Raw genomic sequence first — 17,932 nt, 5'->3', positions numbered from 1 at the left:
TGACCTTAAAGAGGAAGGCGTTCGATACGGCGTGTACCGTATACCCAGTTGACTTGCATGCGGGTGACCGCAATGGCAGTAAACATGGACGTCAGCAACCCGAGTGACAGGGTGACTGCAAAGCCTTTAACCGGCCCTGTGCCGATTGAAAAAAGAATGATAGCGACCAGGAAGGTGGTGATGTTGGCATCCAGAATAGTCGAGAAAGCCTTTTCATAACCGGTATGGATGGCATTCTGGGGTGACAGGCCGCGATGATAAATTTCTTCTTTTATCCGCGCGTTGATCAAGACGTTGGCATCCACTGCCATACCCAGTGTCAGCACGATACCGGCAATACCCGGCAGGGTCAGGGTGGCACCCAGGGCAGACAGTAAGGCAATCAGAAGCACCAGGTTGGTGGCCAGGGCCACACAGGCAAAAACACCAAAGGTGCGATACCAGGCCAGCATAAAGAGTACCACCAGAGCCAAACCGATCTGGATTGACATAATCCCGCGTTCAATATTTTTCTCGCCCAGGCTGGGGCCGATGGTGCGTTCTTCCACAAAGTAAATGGGGGCAGCCAGAGCGCCGGCACGTAACAGCAAGGCCAGCTCCGAGGCTTCCTGGGTATCACCGATGCCGGTAATGCGGAAACTGGAACCCAGTTCGCTTTGAATGGTGGCCAGGGAAATAATGCCGCGCTCAGTGTAGGGTTCACGCACCTCAACACGCTCGCCATCCTTGCGCTCGTAGCTGGTGCGGGTTTTATGTTCGATAAAGAGAACCCCCATGCTACGACCGACATTGGGGCGGGTTGCCTGACTCATCAGGCGACCACCCTGGCCGTTCAGGCGAATATTGACCTGGGGGTTATTGTTTTCATCAAACCCGACACTGGCATTGGCAACATTATTGCCTGTGGTGATCAGGTCTCTTTCCAGCTCGGCAGTACGCCCAGGCTGATCCCGGAATGGAAACTCCTCCACTTCCAGTGGGTCGGCATTGCGCCGTGCTTCCAGGCGGAATTCCAGGTTGGCCGTGGCCCCCAGAACCCGTTTGGCTGCGGCCGTATCCTGAACCCCCGGCAACTCCACAACAATGCGATCACGACCGGAGCGTTGCACCAGCGGCTCGGCAACACCCAGTTCATTGACCCGGTTGCGAAGCGTAATCAGGTTCTGATCCACGGCATAGTCTTCAATTTCACGCACGGCTTGTTCGGACAAGCTCAAGGTCAGAAGGTTTTCGCTGGTCTCCTGGGTGTACTGGTATTCATCCAGGTCGGTTTGCAGGCGGCGTTGGGCTTCATCCAGCAGGTCGCTGGAAGCCATACGCACCTGGATTTGACCTTCTTCGATGGTCACCTGGCGAAAGCGCAAACGTTCTTTGCGCAGGGTGCTGCGAATCTCGCTGGCTGCCACCTTCAGTTGTTGCTCTACGGCAGCTTGCATATCCACTTCCATCAGGAAGTGAACCCCACCGCGCAGATCCAGGCCCAGGTTGACGCCTCGGGCACCCATGGATCTCAACCATTCGGGCGTGGTTGCGGCCTGGTTCAGGGCAACCACGTAATCCTCCCCAAGGGCTTCCTGGAGGGCATCCCTGGCACGCAACTGCTGGTCGCCATCAGTGAAGCGCAAGAGCAGAGTGGAGTTTTCCAGAGCAAGGTTCTTGACCGGAATGTTTCTGGAGTCCAGAGCCTGTTCAGCCTTTCGCAACTGACTTTCGCTCACCTCAATGGCCCCGCGTGAACCTGTTACCTGAACAGCAGGGTCTTCAGGGAAGAGATTGGGCAGGGCGTAGATAACCCCGATGGCGATCACCAAAAGGATCAGCAGGTTTTTCCAGAGAGGATAGCGATTGAGCATGGCAGCCTTGCAACTTAGCTTATCAGAGGAAGCCGGACGAACCGACCGGAAAAAACCCCGGCTAGGCCGGGGTTGAACTGTGTTTACTCAGAATCCACTGCTTTCAGGGTGCCTTTGGGCAGTACCGCAGTGACAGCAGATTTCTGGACCTTGATGGAGGTGCTGTCAGAAATTTCCAGGATCAGGAATTCGTCAGTGACCTTGGTGATACGACCCATGACACCACCGGCCAGAGTGACTTCATCACCCTTGGCCAGCTCAGCCAGAAGGTTTTTGTGCTGTTTGGCACGCTTTTGCTGAGGACGAATCAGCATAAAGTAAAAGATGGCAACAAAACCAACCAGCATGACAATGCTGGAAATGGGGCTGGCCGTTGCGCCGCCTTCAGCGTGGGCAGCAGAGATGAAAAAGTCCATTAAGGGCTCCTTAAAAGCGTTGAGTTAAAGGTTGATTCAAAGTGTTTGGTATTTTATTCGACCAGGGGCGGTGTTGTCTGCCCACGGTGCGCATAGAAGTCATCCACAAAGCCAGACAATTTACCTTCTTCTATCGCCTGACGCAAACCTGCCATGAGACGCTGATAGTGGCGCAGGTTATGGATGGTTCCCAGCATGGCACCCAGCATTTCCCCGCTACGGTTCAGATGGCTCAGATAGCTGCGGCTGAAGTTGCGACAGGCATAGCAATCACAGCCCTCTTCAATAGGGCCGGTATCTGTTTTGTACCTGGCATTGCGTATCTTGACGACGCCACGATCAGTGAAGAAATGACCATTACGGGCATTACGGGTCGGCATCACACAATCAAACATATCCACACCCCGACGCACGGCTTCCACCAGATCTTCCGGGGTGCCGACACCCATCAAATAGCGCGGCTTGTTTTCAGGCATCAAAGCGGGCAGGTAGTTCAGTGTCTTGAGCATTTCTTCCTTGGGTTCGCCCACGGAAAGCCCCCCAATCGCCATGCCATCAAAGCCGATCTTGTTCAAACCTTCCAGGGAGCGTTTGCGCAGGTCGGGATACATGCCACCCTGTATGATGCCAAAAAGCGCTGAAGGGCTGTCCCCATGGGCATCGCGCGAACGCTGGGCCCAGCGCAGGGACAGCTCCATGGATTTTTCCGCTTCGGAAAAGCTGGCCGGGTAGGGTGTGCACTCATCAAAAATCATCACAATATCCGACCCCAGATCCTTCTGAACCTGCATGGATTCTTCCGGCCCCATAAAGACCTTGGCCCCATCGTGCGGCGAGCGAAAGTGCACGCCTTCTTCGGTGATTTTGCGCAGCTTGCCCAGAGAAAACACCTGAAAGCCGCCGGAATCCGTGAGGATGGGTTTCTGCCATTGCATGAAATCATGCAGATCCCCGTGGGCCTTGATGATTTCCGTACCCGGCTTGAGCATCAAGTGAAAGGTATTGCCCAGAACAATTTGGGCACCCAGATCTTCAATGTCCCTGGGCAGCATACCTTTGACGGTGCCATAGGTGCCTACCGGCATAAAAGCCGGGGTTTCGATGTCACCGCGGGGGAAGCTGATGCGGCCGCGACGGGCCTGACCATCAGTATTTAATAATTCAAATTGCATGGAGGATTCAGGACGCATGAATTCAATGGCTCTCGTCAGAAGTGGCTCGGGTCAGCAGCATGGCATCGCCATAACTGAAAAAACGGTACTTTTCAGCGACCGCCTCACGGTATGCCTGCATGATCGGCTGATAGCCGGAAAAACTGCTGACCAGCATTAAAAGGGTCGATTCGGGCAGATGAAAGTTGGTGATGAGTAAGTCCACGCACTGCCACTTATAGCCGGGATAAATAAAGATATCGGTATCGCCGGTGTAGGGCTGGATATCACCGGAGCGACTGGCTGTTTCCAGACAGCGCACACTGGTCGTACCCACGGCTATCACTCGGCCTCCGCGCTGTTGAGTGGCGCGAACCTGTTCGGCCACTTCGGGAGTGACTTCCAGCCACTCCTTGTGCATCTGATGCTCTTCCAGCTTATCCACCTTGACGGGCTGAAAGGTGCCGGCACCCACATGCAGGGTCACAAAGGCCGTTTCTACGCCCTTGTCACGAATCTGCTCCAGTAGCAGGCCATCAAAATGCAGGCCTGCAGTGGGGGCCGCAACAGCGCCGGGGTGTTGGGCGTACACTGTTTGGTAGCGCTCTTTGTCAGTCTGCTGGTCTTCGCGATCAATATAGGGAGGCAAAGGTAGGTGACCATATGCTTCCAAGAGCTCCAGTAGAGGCTCCTGATTGAGAAATGTCAGGCAAAAAAGCGCACCTTCGCGCCCCGTGCATTCAGCTTCAACATCACCCTCAAGCAACAGGCGAGTGCCGGGCTTGGGTGATTTGCTCGAGCGGATGTGGGCCAGAGCACGGTGTTCATCCAGAGGGCGTTCAATCAAAACCTCGACCTTGCCACCAGTCTCTTTTTGACCAAACAGGCGTGCGGGGATGACCCTGGTGTTGTTGAAAACCATCAAATCCCCTGGCTGCAAATAATCCAGCAGATCAGGAAACTGGTGATGACTGACCTGATTGCCCTGCAGAACCAGCAGGCGCGAACCTCTGCGCTCACTGGCCGGATAACGGGCAATCAACTCATCAGGAAGATCAAAATGGAAATCACTGCGCTGCATGGGAGGCGGGCAACCCTAATTGATTAATTGGCGGCGCATTTTACCTGAGTTCATGGCAAAGGTCATTGACGGACGGTGAAAGATCACTATAATGTCTCGCACCTACCAGAGCAGACCTGTCTGCTTGCCTCAAAAATGCCGAAGTGGCGGAATTGGTAGACGCAGCGGATTCAAAATCCGCCGCCCGAAAGGGTGTGCCGGTTCGAGTCCGGCCTTCGGTACCAATCTAGTGTTTTCTTAGCGTTTTTCACGAGTATGCCAAATGCGGATAATTGTTATTTTCCCTTGGTTGACTTGGTAACGCATTTCATACTGACCAACAAGCAATCGCCTGATTTCTTCCGGTTCAAAATCAAACAGCTTTTCCCCAAGGCGCGGGTTACTCAGTAAAATTTCAGGGGCCTCAGTGAGGCGCTGAACGACTTCGGCAGCTGCTACTGGATTCTTCTCGTGAAGGAAGCGATGCAAGCGACCAATATCCCCTAACGCTGCTGATGTCCATTCAATCATTTGCGACCTTCGGAAGTGGCAAAGGATTATCGGTGGAGAGACTTTGCGCCCATTCCTGTACGGCCTGATGTGAAACAACCTGACCCGCTTTAGCACAGGCAATGCCTTCCAGTGTCATTTGATAGCGCTCTTCTTCCTGGTCGATCCAGGCAGCGAGAGCCTGCTTCATAACCCAACTGCGTGGACGTTCCAGTCGCTCAGCGATCAGGTCTACTTTATCAGCAAGTGATAAGGGTACATGGGCAGTTAATACCCGAGTTTCAGCTTGTGGCATGGTGATACCTCCTGGTTGATCAATTTTCAATCTTAGTGATTAAAAATGATTAAGACAAGTTGTGACAGAGGGTTTAATTCCCCAGCTTTGCCCTCATATTATTAGTCTATACTAATGTTTTTGAGGAGTGCTGAAGTGAGTGACTTAACCCATCTGGCCTGTCCGCATTGTCTGGCAATGAACCGTATTCCCACCAGCCGTTTGGGTGATGGCCCCAAGTGCGGTCAGTGTAAGCAGCCGGTGTTTACGAAAGCGCCGCTGGAAGTCGATGAGAAAAGTTTTCACGGTTTGGTGCTGAAGGGGGATCTGCCGGTGGTGGTGGACTTCTGGGCGAGCTGGTGTGGGCCTTGCAAGATGATGGCTCCGGCTTTTGCAGAGGTGTCCGGGGAGCTGGAACCTCAGTTGCGTTTTGCCAAGGTGAATACGGAGCAGAGCCAGCAGTTGGCGGCTCAGTACGGGATTCGCAGTATTCCCACCCTGGCTGTTTTCAAGGGCGGAAAAGAAATTGCCCGGCAGGCAGGGGCAATGCAGGCCGGGCAATTAAGAAGCTGGTTGCAGCAATACCTTTAGGCGGTTAACTCACCCTGCATGGCTGTTTTGACTTTGTTCATGGCGTTTTTTTCCAGCTGGCGGATGCGTTCAGCAGAAACGCCATAGATGTCAGCCAGTTCGTGCAGGGTGGCTTTATGTTCATTGAGCCAGCGTTGTTGCAGGATATCGCGGCTGCGCTCATCCAGATCGGCCAGAGCCGCTTGCAGGCGTGTGCTGGCATCGGTTTCACTGTTGTCGGCTTCAATCATGGCTGCGGGGTTGTAACGCTGGTCTTCCAGATAGTTGACCGGTGCGTAGCCGGGGTTGTCATCGTCTTCATCCAAGTAGCCATCAAAGGCAGCATCGTGGGAGCTGAGTCGGCTCTCCATTTCCCGCACGACTTCCGGTTTGACGTTCAGATCCTCGGCAATTGCATCCACTTCCTTGCCATTCAACCAGGTTAAGCTCTTTTTAGCGCCGCGCAGATTAAAGAAAAGTTTGCGCTGGGCCTTGGTGGTGGCCACCTTAACGATGCGCCAGTTTTTCAAAACAAATTCGTGGATTTCGGCTTTGATCCAGTGCACCGCAAAGGAAACCAGGCGCACACCCAGCGTGGGGTCAAAGCGTTTGACGGCTTTCATCAGGCCGACATTACCTTCCTGGATCAGGTCAGATTGTGCCAGCCCATAGCCTTTGTAGCTTTTGGCGATATGCACCACAAAGCGCAGATGGGAGAGTACCAGTAAACGGGCGGCTTCCAGGTCACCTTCTTGCTGTAAACGGTAACCCAGATCTTTTTCTTCCTCGACGGTGAGCAGAGGAATACTGTTAACGGTCTGCATGTAAGCATTTAGATCACGACCGGGTGAATACAGGTCGACAACTTGAAGTTGCTTGCTCATTGAGATCTCCGTAAACCGATAAAAGTGTTAATTAGCTGAACCCTATGACCTGAAAAAGATGTGAAAGTTCTTATTTTGGCTCTATGGCGCCCAGGTGTCTACCAACTGCAATCCAGGCACCCAGCCAGCCCAATAGTGTACTGGAAGCCAGCAGTAAAAGGGAGTCCCTTAAGCTCAAGCCAATCAGACTGAAATCGCTGGCGTAGGCACTGGCCAGGGAGCGTACCGGGCCATCCAGCCAGAAGAGTGACGTATTGATGAGTACCCACGCCAGAATACCACCGCCCAGGCCATACCAAAGACCCGTATAAAGAAAAGGGCGGCGTACAAAAGCATTGGTGGCACCAATCAGCTTGATGACCACTATTTCCTGGCGGCGGTTCTCTATCGCCAGACGAATGGTGTTGCCCACCACCAGCAATACCGCCAGACCCAGCAACAGGCCCAGGGCCGTGATCATGCGCTGACCCAGTTCCATGATATGGAAAAGACGCTTGACCCAGGCTAGGTCAAGCTGGGCTTCTTCAACCTGGGGCCGATCATTGAGTGAGGCCACCAGGGCTTCCTGGGCCTCGATTCCATTGATGCTGGGACGCACCACGATGACGGCAGGCAAGGGGTTGCCGTCCAGGTAGTTGAGAGCCTCGCCAAAGCCGGAAAACTCCTTGAACTCAGCCAGGGTTTGATCCTTGGACATATAGCGGGTTTCTGCGATGTCCTCCTGCATCTCTAATTCCTGCCTCAGATCACGACCTTCGGCATCACTGATTTCAGCCTTCAGGTAAAGGGATATCTGAGCCGTGCCATCCCAGTTGCTGGAGACGAGTTGGGCATTGTTCAGGAAGATATAAAGCGCCACAGGTAGTGACAGGGCAATGGCAATCACCGCCCAGGTCATCAGACTGGCTCCGGGGGCTTTTAAAAGGCGTTTCAGGCTGTCCACGGCCATGCTGGCGTGATGGCGTCGCCAGGCCCGGAAACGGGTGCTGGTTTTGACTTTGCTGATCTGGGCACCACCGGCGGGTTTGCGGGGAGGTGGTTCACTGCGCAAACGATTGGGCGGTTTGCGCTTGATGGCATTCTGGGGTGGTGGCTTGCTGGCGCGGCGCTGGTCAGGAAAAGTGGCACCACTGGGTTTGGACGTATGACCGGGACGTTTTCCAATCATCTGGGTACTCCATCATGCGTAATGCTGCCTTCGCTGAGGGCCAGCATTCTCATCCCCATGCGGGTGATCAGATTCAAATCGTGCGATGCGATAAGTACTGTGACCCCTACGGCATTGAACTGCCGGAATAACTGCATGATTTCCGCAGAAAGTTGCGGGTCCAGATTACCGGTAGGCTCATCCGCGAGCAGAATCGGAGGCTTGTTGACCACGGCACGGGCAATGCCGACCCGCTGTTGTTCACCACCAGACAGCATGATGGGGGTGAATTTTTCCTTGGAAAGCAAGCCAACCTTGTCCAGGGCAGCGCGAACCCGCTTGCCGATATCGGTTGGGTCCATGCCCTCAATCACCAGAGGCAGAGCAACATTATCAAAAACGCTGCGATCAAACAGCAGCTGGTGATCCTGGAAAACCACGCCAACCTTGCGGCGTAAAAAGGGAATATGCCGTTTGTTCATCTGGGCAAGGTGCAGGCCATCAATCATCACCTGGCCCCGGGTTGCCACTTCCATGCGCATGATGAGTTTCAGAAGAGTACTTTTACCCGCACCGGAATGACCCGTCAAAAAAGCCATTTCACCTTCGTGCAGGGTGAAATTCACGTTTTGCAGGGCTTCATGGCCGTTTTCGTAGCGTTTAAAAACGTTGCTAAACTGAATCATAGGCCCTCCGGGTGGCCTGTCGGGTTCAGGAAGGGGTGTCTTCCAGTTGGATATCCAGCAGGGCTTCCACAAAACTCTCAGCATCAAAGTCGCGCAAATCATCAGCCTGCTCGCCGACACCGATAAAGCGCAAGGGAATGCCCAGCTCACGGGCCAGAGCAAAAACAATACCGCCTTTGGCCGTACCGTCCAGCTTGGTCAGCACCAAACCGGTCAAAGGCACTGAACGGTGAAACTCTTTGGCCTGAGCCACAGCGTTCTGGCCGGTAGCCGCATCCAGTACCAGAAGAGTTTCCTGGGGTGCTTCGGCATCCAGTTTCTGCATGACCCGGCGCACCTTGGACAGCTCGTCCATCAGGTTGCTTTTATTGTGCAGACGTCCGGCCGTATCGGCAATCAGGATGTCGGCCTTGCGGGACTGGGCAGCCTGCAAGGCATCAAAAACCACACTGGCGCTGTCTGCACCGGTATGCTGGGCAATCACCGGCACCTGGTGGCGTTCACCCCAGACTTTAAGCTGTTCCACAGCCGCCGCACGAAAGGTGTCACCGGCTGCCAGCAGAATTTTCCTGCCTTCACCCTGGTAGCGTTTGGCCAGCTTGCCAATGGTTGTGGTTTTGCCCACACCATTAACGCCGACCATCAGGATGACGAAGGGTTTGTCGGTGTTTTCAGGAAAAACCAGCGGTTTACAGACAGGCTCCAGCAGGCTCTTCAGCTCGTCTTTAAGAGCCTGCAACAGCGCTGGAGCATCATTGAGTTGTTTGCGATCCACTTTTTCCGTGAGGCGGGCAATGATTTCCTGAGTGGCAGTCATCCCGACATCGGCCATCAACAGGCGGGTTTCCAGCTCTTCCAGCAGCTCATCATCAATTTTACGTTCACCACCGAAAAGACCGGCAAGACCTTCGGCAAAGCCCCCCCGGGTTTTTGCCAGCCCGCTTTTGAGCTTGGCAAATAAACCGGTTTTTTCCGATTGGGGAGCATCCTGGGCATCGACTGCTTCGGCTGGGCTTTCTTCAGGTTGGGCAGCCTCATCCGGCTGTTTTTTATCGCGTTTGAATAGTCCTAGCATGGCTGTTGGTATCTTAATCGTTTAATGAATGCGTTATCCTATCACCTGCTTGCTGTTGAAGGTAGAGAAGAAGATAAGAGGCCCGATCAAGGTCATGGGAGGCAGAGTGCCAAAACGTCAGAAAAGTTTAAAGCAGGGTCTGCAGGGACAGGTCAGGGTGATTGGTGGTGATTGGCGGGGCCGCAAGTTGCCGGTCCCGGAAGCGGAAGGGTTGCGGCCGACTTCGGATCGCGTCCGGGAAACCCTGTTTAACTGGCTGCAGTTTGATTTGCCGGGCAGTCGTTGCCTGGATGCTTTTTCCGGCAGTGGCGCTCTGGCTGTGGAAAGCCTGAGTCGCGGCGCTTCTCAGGTCATGCTGCTGGAAAAAGAACCCAGGGTCGCCAAGCAGCTGCGGGAGATGATGGCGGAACTGGATGCCAATCGGGCAGAAGTCTTGAATGCCGATACCCTGGTTTATCTGGATCAGCCTGCCACCCGCAGCTTTGATCTGGTTTTTCTTGATCCACCCTTTACCCAGGGTTTGCTGGAACCTGCCTGTCGCCTCCTGGAAGAGCATGGCTGGCTGGCTGAAGGGGCGAAAATCTACCTGGAAATTGAAAAACAGGCCCCGGCCCAGCAACTGCCGGAGCCCTGGCAATTGCTGAAAGAAAAACAGGCCGGAGAAGTGCGCTACTCTCTCTACCAACGTTATGCCTGAAAGCTATTTGAGCCTTGACAGCCTTTTGGGTAAGATGCCTGCTCTTTTCGCTGGGAGAAAAACATGAGCCTGGTCGTTTATCCTGGAACCTTTGATCCCATAACCCTGGGGCACGCGGATATTGTGCGACGTGCCTGTGGTATGTTTGACCAAGTGATCGTGGCGATTGCAGCCAGTCCCGGCAAGAAGCCTGCTTTCACCCTGCAAGAACGTCTGGAGTTGGCGCGTGAAGTGCTGGCGGATCAGCCTCAGGTTGAGGTGTGTGGTTTTGAAGGTCTGCTGGTGGATTTCATGCAAGAGCAGGAGGCTGATGTTGTTTTACGAGGCTTGCGCTCAGGGGCTGATTTTGATTACGAACTGCCCCTGGCCCAGTTGAATCGCAGCCTGACGGGTGTGGACAGCGTCTTTTTGCCACCTTCACCTGAACTGTCTTTTATTGCATCTTCTCTGGTTCGTGAAGTTGCCAGCCTGGGTGGCTCCGTGGATCATCTGGTGGACCCCGTTGTGGCAGCAGCCCTGAAAAAAAGATTTAAGCTGAACCCTTCTTGATAAACCTTATCTATAACTGATAACAGCCCACTCGCTACTTAAAAAAGAGGACAAAGTGTATGGCTTTGTACATTACTGACGAATGCATCAACTGTGACGTTTGCGAGCCTGAGTGCCCCAATGGTGCCATTTCTCAGGGTGATGAAATCTATGAAATCGACCCCAACCTCTGTACCGAGTGTGTGGGTCACTATGACGAGCCGCAGTGTGTGGATGTCTGCCCGGTTGAATGTATTCCCAAAGACCCCAACCACGTGGAAAGCAAAGAAGAGCTGATGGAAAAGTACGAAACCATTACTGCCACTCTGGGGTAAGAGGCTCTCGATAACCCAGGAAGGCTCAGGATCAGGATGCCAGGGCCTTCACCTCATCTTCCCAGTTGGCAACTTCAACAACCGGATGCTTGATCCGCGCTTCCTCAACGATTTGCTCCAGCTTTTCAGCTGTGGAATCTTCCAGCCATTCACTGGAGCACTGCTCACAGATGAGTGCCGGCACCCGCCGAACCACTACAACCCCGAATCCAAGATCGACGGCAAAGGTAGTTTCTCCGAGCTTTCTGTTTCCCTGCTGACAAACGGGACAAGCATTTTGTTTAACGGCTGTCATGATGGCCTCCGGGTGATAAAGTCTGACTCAAAGTGCTCTCGATCAGGACGATAAGCAGTGATCAGATAACAGATTTGCTCACTGTCATTCCAGGCAAAAACAACGTGCAAGGGATGATCGGTGACTTTGCAGACCAGGTGGCTTGGAAAAGGGTAATCTTCTGGATAGGACTCAATAATCACACCTTCTTGCAAGGTTTGCAGCACTTCGGCACGTGAAATACCTCTTTCAAGCATACGAGTTAGCGCGTGCTTTTTCCACTCGATGCGTTTTGCATCCAGAGCATCAAAGAGACCTTCCGGCTTTTGCATGGTTATTGAGTCTTTCCATCAAATATCTTCACCACCTGAATCTCATCCTTGGGATCAGGTTGAGCCTGATTGACCCGGGTAGGTAATTCCTCGGGCGCTTCCAGTGACATGGAATCGGTAAACCCACAGGCGACACATTCACGGTGCTGCATCCCGTCTTCCTGCCAGGCCTTGAGCTTGTCCATTTCTGAGCATTTGGGACAAACAGCCCCGGCGATAAAGCGTTTAATGGACATTTAGTTCTCCAGATCTTTTAAGGCTGTTGGAGCTTTCTCCGAAAGTGATAGCTCAATCATCGCGCAAGAGTGCGCAGCTATGACAGGGGCTCGCATGTCAGAGCTTGTATGTGGGAGTTCGCATGTGGGAGCTCGCTCCGCGAGCGATTTTTTATCGCGCAGAGGACTGCGCTCCCACCAGGACTGCGCTCCTACAGGACTACACCCCCACAGTACTGCCTCCCACCAGGATTGCGATTAATCCACCCATTTGCGGGCATTGGCAAAAATCCTCTGCCAGGGGCCTTGTTCACCCCACTCATCAGGATGCCAGGAGTTGTTGAGGGTGCGGGCAACTCGTTCCGGGTGGGGCATCATGATGGTAGCACGCCCATCCAGGCTGGTCAGGCCGGTGATACCTGCCGGTGAACCGTTGGGGTTGAGTGGATAACGTTGGGTGACCTGGCCGAGGTTGTCGACAAAACGCAGGGCAATGCTGCCGCTTTGTTCGGTGGCTTGCAGTTGGTTGGCATCGGCAAACTCTGCCCGGCCTTCGCCGTGGGAAACCGCAATCGGCAGGCGTGAACCTTCCATGCCCTGCAGCAGGATCGAAGCTGACTTCTGAATTTCCACGGTGGCCACCCGAGCTTCGAACTGCTCGGAGAGGTTGCGTACAAAACGCGGCCAGTGATCGGCACCAGGAATCAGTTCCTTCAACTGGGACAGCATCTGACAGCCGTTGCAGATACCCAGCGAGAAGCTGTCTTCGCGTTCAAAGAAGGCGGTAAAGGTGTCGCGCACCTGGGGATGAAAGAGCACGGATTTGGCCCAACCACCCCCGGCACCCAGGACATCACCATAGGAGAAGCCACCGCAGGCTGCCAAGCCTTTGAAAGCTTCCAGGCTGACTCGGCCTTCCAGCAGGTCACTCATGTGCACATCCACCGGATTGAACCCGGCACGATAGAAGGCAGCAGCAGTTTCCAGATGACTGTTGACCCCCTGCTCGCGCAGAATGGCCACTTGCGGGCGGGTATTCAGGTGCAGATAGGGTGCCGCCAGATCTTCCTTGAGATCAAAGTTCAGTAGTGGGCTGATCCCCGGATCATCGGCATCCAGCAGGCCGTCAAATTCTTCCTGGGCACAGTCGGCATTGTCACGCAATGCCTGGATGCGATAACTGGTTTCAGTCCAGGTGCGCTGCAGTTGAATGCGGTTGGTTTGAAGCAGACTTTCACCTTCCAGCGAGATGTTGAGCTGGTCATCCTCGGTGGGTTGACCGATCACCTGGGTGGCATCCCCCAGTCCTGCAGCGGCCAGTTGCATGAGGGCATATTCAGTGTCGGCCTGACGAACCTGAAGCACTGCGCCCAGTTCTTCGCTGAACAGGGCTGCCAGGGCTTCCTGCTTGTCGGTGGCCAGTAGATCCAGCTTGATATCCAGACCCGAGTGCCCGGCAAAAGCCATTTCCGCCAGGGTGGTCAGCAGGCCACCATCGGAGCGGTCATGGTAGGCCAGAAGCTTGCCTTCATTCTTGAGGCCCTGAATAACCGCAAAAAAGGCCTTGAGGTCTTCGGGGTCATCCAGATCAGGCGCTTCACAACCGACCTGGTTGTAAACCTGAGCCAGGGCCGAACCGCCCAGGCGATTCTGACCACGCCCCAGATCAATCAAAAGCAGATCAGTGTCGCCTTGATCCCGGCGGATTTGTGGGGTCAGGGTATGGCGGGCATCGGTCACCGGGGCAAAAGCAGTCACCACCAGAGACAGGGGTGCGGTGACCGCCTTGTCCTGGCCTTGCTCATCCTGCCAGACGGTGCGCATGGACATGGAGTCCTTGCCGACGGGAATGGCAATACCCAGCTGTGGGCAGAGTTCCATGCCCACGGCTTTCACCGTGTCATAAAGCGCTTGGTTTTCACCGGGATGATTGGCGGCAGACATCCAGTTGGCGGACAGCTTGATGTCGCTCAGTTTGTGGATGCTAGCCGCAGCAATGTTGGTAATGGATTCAGCTACCGCCATGCGCCCGGAAGCGGCCGGGTTGATCAGAGCCAGGGGGGTGCGCTCACCCATCGCCATGGCTTCGCCGGTTTCCGTGAAAGGGGTGGTGGTGGTCACGGCACAGTCGGCAACCGGCACCTGCCAGGGACCGACCATCTGATCACGGGCCACCAGGCCGGTGACGCTGCGATCGCCAATGGTGATCAGGAACTGCTTGCTGGCAACGGTGGGGAGGCGCAAAACACGATCTGCAGCCTCTTTGATACTGACCTCTGCAAAATTCAATTCGGGCAGCTGCACTTGCTGGCGCTGAAATTCACGGGTCATTTTTGGTGGTTTGCCGAAGAGCACGCTCATGGGCAAATCCACCGGTTGAGTCTGGAAGTGACCATCGGCTACCGTGAGCTGATGTTCGGCCAGAGCCTCACCGACCACAGCATAGGGCGCACGCTCACGCTGGCAAAGGGCATCAAAGGTTTCCAGGTGTTCGGGGGCCACGGCCATAACATAGCGCTCCTGGGCCTCGTTGCACCAGATTTCCAGTGGACTCATGCCCGGTTCGGCATTGGGGACGGCGCGCAGATCAAAGAGCCCGCCGCGTTCGCCATCCTTGACCAACTCCGGCAGGGCATTGGACAGACCACCGGCCCCCACGTCATGGATAAAGCAGATGGGGTTGGCATCACCCAGCTCCCAGCAGCGGTCGATGACTTCCTGGGCGCGACGTTCGATTTCCGGGTTTTCACGTTGAACCGAAGCGAAATCCAGGTCTTCAGTGGAAGCACCCGTGGCCATGGAAGAAGCCGCACCGCCACCCAGACCGATATTCATGGCCGGGCCACCCAGAACAATCAGTTTGGCACCGACAGGAATTTCGGCTTTTTCCACATGGTCGGGGCGAATGTTGCCAAACCCCCCGGCCAGCATAATGGGTTTATGGTAACCGCGGCGCTCACGTCCGTGAACCCCTGTGGCTTCTTCTTCAAAGGTGCGGAAGTAACCATTCAGGTTGGGGCGACCAAATTCATTGTTAAAGGCAGCGCCCCCCAGAGGGCCATCCAGCATGATATCCAGCGGGGAAGCCATGCGTCCGGGTTTGCCATAGTCTTCGCCTTCCCAGGGCTGCACAAATTCGGGAATACGCAGGTTGGAAACACTGAAACCGGTCAGGCCCGCCTTGGGTTTGGAGCCAATGCCTGTGGCCCCCTCATCACGGATTTCGCCCCCGGCACCTGTTGCAGCACCGGGATGGGGTGCAATGGCCGTCGGATGGTTGTGGGTTTCCACCTTCATCAGAATATGGGTAGGTTCAGTGACCGGCAGCCAATTTTTGCTGTGGGGTTCAGGGAAGAAGCGTGGAGCCTCAAAGCCTGCAATCACCGCAGCATTATCTTTATAGGCCGAAAGCACACCTTCCGGTGAGCATTTGTGGGTGTTGCGAATCATGCCAAACAAAGAATGCTCAGCTGCCTGGCCGTCGATAACCCAGTCGGCATTGAAAATCTTGTGACGACAGTGCTCGGAATTGGCCTGGGCAAACATCATCAGTTCGACATCATTGGGATTGCGCCCCAATTGCGTAAAGCTGCTGACCAGATAATCCATTTCATCCTCGGCCAGAGCCAGTCCGAGCTGCTGATTGGCTTGAACCAGAGCATCACGGCCCCCACCCAGGACATCAACAGAACCCAAGGGGCGCGGTTCTTCCTGACTGAACAGCTGCTCGGCAGTCAGCGGGTCACGCAACAGGGTTTCAGTCATGCGGTCATAAAGCAGCTTGCCCAGCTCATTTTGTGCTTCGTTGCTCAGGGGTTCGCTGGACTGAATGGAATAGACGACCCCTCTTTCCAGGCGGCGCACAGCACTCAAACCGCAGTTCTGGGCAATATCCGTGGCCTTGGAAGACCAGGGAGACTGGGTGCCCAGGCGGGGAATGACCAGAAAATAGTCGCCCTGGGGCTGCTGGCGGGCTTCTGCAGGGCCGTATTCAAGAAGTGCTTTCAGGGTCTTGAGTTGATCCTCGCTCAGGGATTCAGTGGTGTCCACCAGGTGCAGGTATTCGGCATAAACCTGAGTCACGCTGGGGCAGCAAGCCTGAAGCTGGGCAAGGAGTTTGGTGGAACGAAAGGCAGAAAGTGCGGGTGCGCCTCGCAGTTCGAGCATTACAGAAGCCTCTTGAAAGAGCAGATGTCATAGGACGGGAAAAAGTGGTGCAAATGATAGCGCAAAGCAGGTTTAAGGGCTATCTCGAGACAGAAAATGAACCCCCAGTCACAGAAAAAAGGCGAGAGTTGACGTTATTTTGAGCAATTTTTGATAAGATTACATAAATCAACGATACGATACCTAACTACAATAACAAGCTAAACAGGCAATTGATTGATATCTATTGAAATTTGCTCAGTAGATCAGGTCTCGGCAACCCAATCCGGGAGCAACTCGAATCAACAATCGAAGACTTCGATGAGTTAGGAACTATGAAATTCAAGGTATATTCACTTTTTTTGTTGTTATTGGTGATGCTGGCTGGTTGCAGTCAAGTGGATCCTCTGGAAAAAGTGCTTGAAAAGGGCCGCCTGTCCGTTGCCCTGCGCAGTTCACCTGCGGTTTTTTACGAGCATCGTGAAGGCCATGCAGGTTTTGAGTATGAGCTGATCAAATCCTTTGCTGAACACCTGGGTGTTGAGCTGAAAATTACTGTTGCTGAAACCCAGCAGGAAATGGAAGAGCTTTTGCAAAGCGGCCAGGTGGATCTGGTTGCTGGCGGACTGGGCCTCACCCAGGATTTACAGGAACGTTTCACCCTGACCCAGCCTCTGCTGGAATCTTCCCAGATGGTGGTGTATCGCCGTGGACATTATCGCCCCCGAGCCTGGGAAGACATTGAAGAAGACACGGATCTTGCCGTTCTGACCGGCTCGCGTCAGGCCGAAGTTTTGAGAAACCAGCAGACTGCCTATCCCCAGTTAAGCTGGATTGAAACAGAAGACCTGGCAGTAACCGACTTGCTGAAGCTGGTTCAGGATGGTGAGCTGGACTATGCACTGGTTAGCGCCCAGGATTTTAATCTCAATCGTTTTTTCTTCCCGCGTGTAGGCGTTGCCTTTGATGCCCAGGCCCCGGCTTCTCTGGTCTGGATGCTTCCGGCTGAAGCGGAAGGCTCCCAGCTCAGCTCCATCGCCAATGGTTTTATTGATTACGCCGATCAGAACGGAAAAATTGCCCAGGTTCGGGAACGTTACTACCGCCACGAGAAACACCTGGAATACGTCGGTGCCCCCTTGTTTCTGCGTCATGTTCGCAACCGTCTGCCTCAGTATGAAAAACACTTCAAAGAGGCCGCAGCCGAGCAGGAACTGGACTGGTTGCTTCTGGCAGCCGTGGGTTTTCAGGAGTCCCACTGGCGACGCAATGCAGTGTCACCCACTGGCGTCAGGGGTCTGATGATGCTGACCCAGCGTACTGCCGGGGAACTCGGCGTCAACCGGCTTGATCCTTTTGAAAGCATCGAAGGGGGTGCCCGCTATTTGCGTCACCTTTACAACCGGGTGCCTGACCAGATACAGGGTTCGGATCGTATTTACATGGCCCTGGCTGCCTACAATGTCGGCTATGGACACCTGGAAGATGCCCGTCGTATCACTGAAGGCCAGGGGCATGACCCCGATCGCTGGGAAGATGTTGCCAAGCACCTGCCGCTTTTAACTCAGCGCAAATGGTATGGCAAGACACGCTTTGGCTACGCTCGCGGCAATGAGCCGGTTGCCTATGTAAAAAATATTCGTCGCTATTTGGAGATACTTGAATGGCATCAGCGTAGCCAGGAGAATTTCCTGGAACAGCTGGAAGAAAGAGCCGCAAGGGTTCGCTTCGAGACCGCCTTTAACAAGGTTCCACCGATGATCTGAATTTGGGGAGATG

At 54.4% G+C, this 17,932-nt stretch carries 19 protein-coding genes and 1 tRNA gene; 6 read left to right on the top strand and 14 right to left on the bottom strand.

What is annotated here, in order from left to right:
- Nucleotides 1–5: 5 nt before the first annotated feature.
- The 4 genes from secD to queA all read right to left on the bottom strand — a co-directional run bounded on the left by secD (nucleotide 6) and on the right by queA (nucleotide 4,501).
- A complete protein-coding gene (gene secD / locus LG323_RS08220; protein WP_404414740.1) occupies nucleotides 6–1,853 on the bottom strand; it encodes a protein translocase subunit SecD in 1,848 nt (615 codons plus the stop codon).
- Nucleotides 1,854–1,936: 83 nt separating this feature from the next.
- Entirely contained in the window at nucleotides 1,937–2,269 is a 333-nt protein-coding gene (gene yajC, locus LG323_RS08215; RefSeq protein WP_310697306.1) for a preprotein translocase subunit YajC, read from the bottom strand.
- Nucleotides 2,270–2,322: 53 nt separating this feature from the next.
- Nucleotides 2,323–3,441: a tRNA guanosine(34) transglycosylase Tgt gene (gene tgt / locus LG323_RS08210; RefSeq protein ID WP_310697326.1), complete on the bottom strand. Its 1,119-nt coding sequence runs from the start codon at nucleotides 3,439–3,441 to the stop codon at nucleotides 2,323–2,325.
- Nucleotides 3,442–3,463: 22 nt separating this feature from the next.
- Nucleotides 3,464–4,501, bottom strand: coding sequence for a tRNA preQ1(34) S-adenosylmethionine ribosyltransferase-isomerase QueA (queA, locus tag LG323_RS08205; RefSeq protein WP_404414736.1), 1,038 nt, complete (start codon nucleotides 4,499–4,501; stop codon nucleotides 3,464–3,466).
- Nucleotides 4,502–4,638: 137 nt separating this feature from the next.
- On the opposite strand from queA, the gene LG323_RS08200 reads away from it, so the two are divergent.
- Nucleotides 4,639–4,725: transfer RNA gene (locus LG323_RS08200), tRNA-Leu, on the top strand.
- A 13-nt stretch (nucleotides 4,726–4,738) separates the two neighbouring features.
- Here LG323_RS08200 and LG323_RS08195 read toward each other — a convergent pair.
- Together LG323_RS08195 and LG323_RS08190 are read right to left on the bottom strand one after the other, a co-directional pair.
- The gene (locus LG323_RS08195; RefSeq protein WP_404414733.1) at nucleotides 4,739–5,011 is read right to left on the bottom strand and encodes a type II toxin-antitoxin system RelE/ParE family toxin; all 273 of its coding nucleotides are present in this window, start codon (nucleotides 5,009–5,011) and stop codon (nucleotides 4,739–4,741) included.
- Complete coding sequence (locus tag LG323_RS08190) at nucleotides 5,004–5,285, bottom strand: CopG family ribbon-helix-helix protein (protein ID WP_404414731.1); 282 nt, start codon at nucleotides 5,283–5,285, stop codon at nucleotides 5,004–5,006. The genes LG323_RS08195 and LG323_RS08190 overlap by 8 nt, the downstream gene beginning before the upstream one ends.
- A 135-nt stretch (nucleotides 5,286–5,420) precedes the next feature.
- Between LG323_RS08190 and trxC the strand changes: the two genes are divergently transcribed.
- Nucleotides 5,421–5,855: a thioredoxin TrxC gene (gene trxC, locus LG323_RS08185; protein WP_404414729.1), complete on the top strand. Its 435-nt coding sequence runs from the start codon at nucleotides 5,421–5,423 to the stop codon at nucleotides 5,853–5,855.
- On the opposite strand, the gene rpoH is transcribed toward trxC, so the two are convergent.
- The 4 genes from rpoH to ftsY form a co-directional block, all read right to left on the bottom strand.
- Nucleotides 5,852–6,718, bottom strand: a complete 867-nt coding sequence (rpoH, locus tag LG323_RS08180; protein ID WP_404414726.1) for an RNA polymerase sigma factor RpoH — start codon at nucleotides 6,716–6,718, stop codon at nucleotides 5,852–5,854. The two genes, trxC and rpoH, sit on opposite strands and share 4 nt — an antisense overlap.
- 70 nt (nucleotides 6,719–6,788) lie before the next feature.
- A complete protein-coding gene (gene ftsX, locus LG323_RS08175) occupies nucleotides 6,789–7,886 on the bottom strand; it encodes a permease-like cell division protein FtsX (protein WP_404414723.1) in 1,098 nt (365 codons plus the stop codon).
- Complete coding sequence (gene ftsE, locus LG323_RS08170; protein WP_310695397.1) at nucleotides 7,883–8,551, bottom strand: cell division ATP-binding protein FtsE; 669 nt, start codon at nucleotides 8,549–8,551, stop codon at nucleotides 7,883–7,885. The genes ftsX and ftsE overlap by 4 nt, the downstream gene beginning before the upstream one ends.
- Before the next feature lie 25 nt (nucleotides 8,552–8,576).
- Entirely contained in the window at nucleotides 8,577–9,626 is a 1,050-nt protein-coding gene (ftsY, locus tag LG323_RS08165) for a signal recognition particle-docking protein FtsY (RefSeq protein WP_404414720.1), read from the bottom strand.
- A 106-nt stretch (nucleotides 9,627–9,732) separates the two neighbouring features.
- On the opposite strand from ftsY, the gene rsmD reads away from it, so the two are divergent.
- From rsmD to LG323_RS08150, 3 genes are all read left to right on the top strand, one after another.
- Entirely contained in the window at nucleotides 9,733–10,323 is a 591-nt protein-coding gene (gene rsmD, locus LG323_RS08160; protein ID WP_404414717.1) for a 16S rRNA (guanine(966)-N(2))-methyltransferase RsmD, read from the top strand.
- Between the two features lie 63 nt (nucleotides 10,324–10,386).
- Nucleotides 10,387–10,872, top strand: coding sequence for a pantetheine-phosphate adenylyltransferase (coaD, locus tag LG323_RS08155; RefSeq protein WP_404414714.1), 486 nt, complete (start codon nucleotides 10,387–10,389; stop codon nucleotides 10,870–10,872).
- A gap of 59 nt (nucleotides 10,873–10,931) precedes the next feature.
- Nucleotides 10,932–11,186, top strand: coding sequence for a YfhL family 4Fe-4S dicluster ferredoxin (locus LG323_RS08150; RefSeq protein WP_310695401.1), 255 nt, complete (start codon nucleotides 10,932–10,934; stop codon nucleotides 11,184–11,186).
- 31 nt (nucleotides 11,187–11,217) lie between these two features.
- On the opposite strand, the gene LG323_RS08145 is transcribed toward LG323_RS08150, so the two are convergent.
- The 4 genes from LG323_RS08145 to purL form a co-directional block, all read right to left on the bottom strand.
- Nucleotides 11,218–11,481: a YgiT-type zinc finger protein gene (locus LG323_RS08145; protein WP_404414709.1), complete on the bottom strand. Its 264-nt coding sequence runs from the start codon at nucleotides 11,479–11,481 to the stop codon at nucleotides 11,218–11,220.
- Nucleotides 11,478–11,792, bottom strand: a complete 315-nt coding sequence (locus LG323_RS08140) for a DUF4258 domain-containing protein (protein ID WP_404414707.1) — start codon at nucleotides 11,790–11,792, stop codon at nucleotides 11,478–11,480. Before LG323_RS08140 ends, LG323_RS08145 begins: the two co-directional genes overlap by 4 nt.
- A gap of 2 nt (nucleotides 11,793–11,794) precedes the next feature.
- Nucleotides 11,795–12,028 carry a YheV family putative zinc ribbon protein gene (locus LG323_RS08135; protein ID WP_404414704.1) on the bottom strand — a complete coding sequence of 78 codons (234 nt, stop codon included), beginning with the start codon at nucleotides 12,026–12,028 and terminating at the stop codon, nucleotides 11,795–11,797.
- 237 nt (nucleotides 12,029–12,265) lie between these two features.
- Nucleotides 12,266–16,174, bottom strand: coding sequence for a phosphoribosylformylglycinamidine synthase (gene purL, locus LG323_RS08130; RefSeq protein ID WP_404414701.1), 3,909 nt, complete (start codon nucleotides 16,172–16,174; stop codon nucleotides 12,266–12,268).
- A gap of 314 nt (nucleotides 16,175–16,488) precedes the next feature.
- On the opposite strand from purL, the gene mltF reads away from it, so the two are divergent.
- Nucleotides 16,489–17,919: a membrane-bound lytic murein transglycosylase MltF gene (gene mltF, locus LG323_RS08125; protein ID WP_404414698.1), complete on the top strand. Its 1,431-nt coding sequence runs from the start codon at nucleotides 16,489–16,491 to the stop codon at nucleotides 17,917–17,919.
- The last annotated feature ends 13 nt before the right edge of the window (nucleotides 17,920–17,932 follow it).

The organism is Marinospirillum sp., assembly GCF_044810985.1.
Classification (GTDB): Bacteria; Pseudomonadota; Gammaproteobacteria; order Pseudomonadales; family Halomonadaceae; genus Marinospirillum.
Note: the sequence above shows the minus strand (reverse complement) of the source record. Positions and strands in the feature narration are given on the sequence as shown.

Excerpts from the sequence above, each read along its gene's own strand:
- secD (WP_404414740.1), bottom strand. The coding sequence starts at position 1,853 with ATGCTCAATCGCTATCCTCTCTGGAAAAACCTGCTGATCCTTTTGGTG.
- yajC (WP_310697306.1), bottom strand. The coding sequence starts at position 2,269 with ATGGACTTTTTCATCTCTGCTGCCCACGCTGAAGGCGGCGCAACGGCC.
- tgt (WP_310697326.1), bottom strand. The coding sequence starts at position 3,441 with ATGCAATTTGAATTATTAAATACTGATGGTCAGGCCCGTCGCGGCCGC.
- queA (WP_404414736.1), bottom strand. The coding sequence starts at position 4,501 with ATGCAGCGCAGTGATTTCCATTTTGATCTTCCTGATGAGTTGATTGCC.
- LG323_RS08195 (WP_404414733.1), bottom strand. The coding sequence starts at position 5,011 with ATGATTGAATGGACATCAGCAGCGTTAGGGGATATTGGTCGCTTGCAT.
- LG323_RS08190 (WP_404414731.1), bottom strand. The coding sequence starts at position 5,285 with ATGCCACAAGCTGAAACTCGGGTATTAACTGCCCATGTACCCTTATCA.
- rpoH (WP_404414726.1), bottom strand. The coding sequence starts at position 6,718 with ATGAGCAAGCAACTTCAAGTTGTCGACCTGTATTCACCCGGTCGTGAT.
- ftsX (WP_404414723.1), bottom strand. The coding sequence starts at position 7,886 with ATGATTGGAAAACGTCCCGGTCATACGTCCAAACCCAGTGGTGCCACT.
- ftsE (WP_310695397.1), bottom strand. The coding sequence starts at position 8,551 with ATGATTCAGTTTAGCAACGTTTTTAAACGCTACGAAAACGGCCATGAA.
- ftsY (WP_404414720.1), bottom strand. The coding sequence starts at position 9,626 with ATGCTAGGACTATTCAAACGCGATAAAAAACAGCCGGATGAGGCTGCC.
- coaD (WP_404414714.1), top strand. The coding sequence starts at position 10,387 with ATGAGCCTGGTCGTTTATCCTGGAACCTTTGATCCCATAACCCTGGGG.
- LG323_RS08150 (WP_310695401.1), top strand. The coding sequence starts at position 10,932 with ATGGCTTTGTACATTACTGACGAATGCATCAACTGTGACGTTTGCGAG.
- LG323_RS08145 (WP_404414709.1), bottom strand. The coding sequence starts at position 11,481 with ATGACAGCCGTTAAACAAAATGCTTGTCCCGTTTGTCAGCAGGGAAAC.
- LG323_RS08140 (WP_404414707.1), bottom strand. The coding sequence starts at position 11,792 with ATGCAAAAGCCGGAAGGTCTCTTTGATGCTCTGGATGCAAAACGCATC.
- LG323_RS08135 (WP_404414704.1), bottom strand. The coding sequence starts at position 12,028 with ATGTCCATTAAACGCTTTATCGCCGGGGCTGTTTGTCCCAAATGCTCA.
- purL (WP_404414701.1), bottom strand. The coding sequence starts at position 16,174 with ATGCTCGAACTGCGAGGCGCACCCGCACTTTCTGCCTTTCGTTCCACC.
- mltF (WP_404414698.1), top strand. The coding sequence starts at position 16,489 with ATGAAATTCAAGGTATATTCACTTTTTTTGTTGTTATTGGTGATGCTG.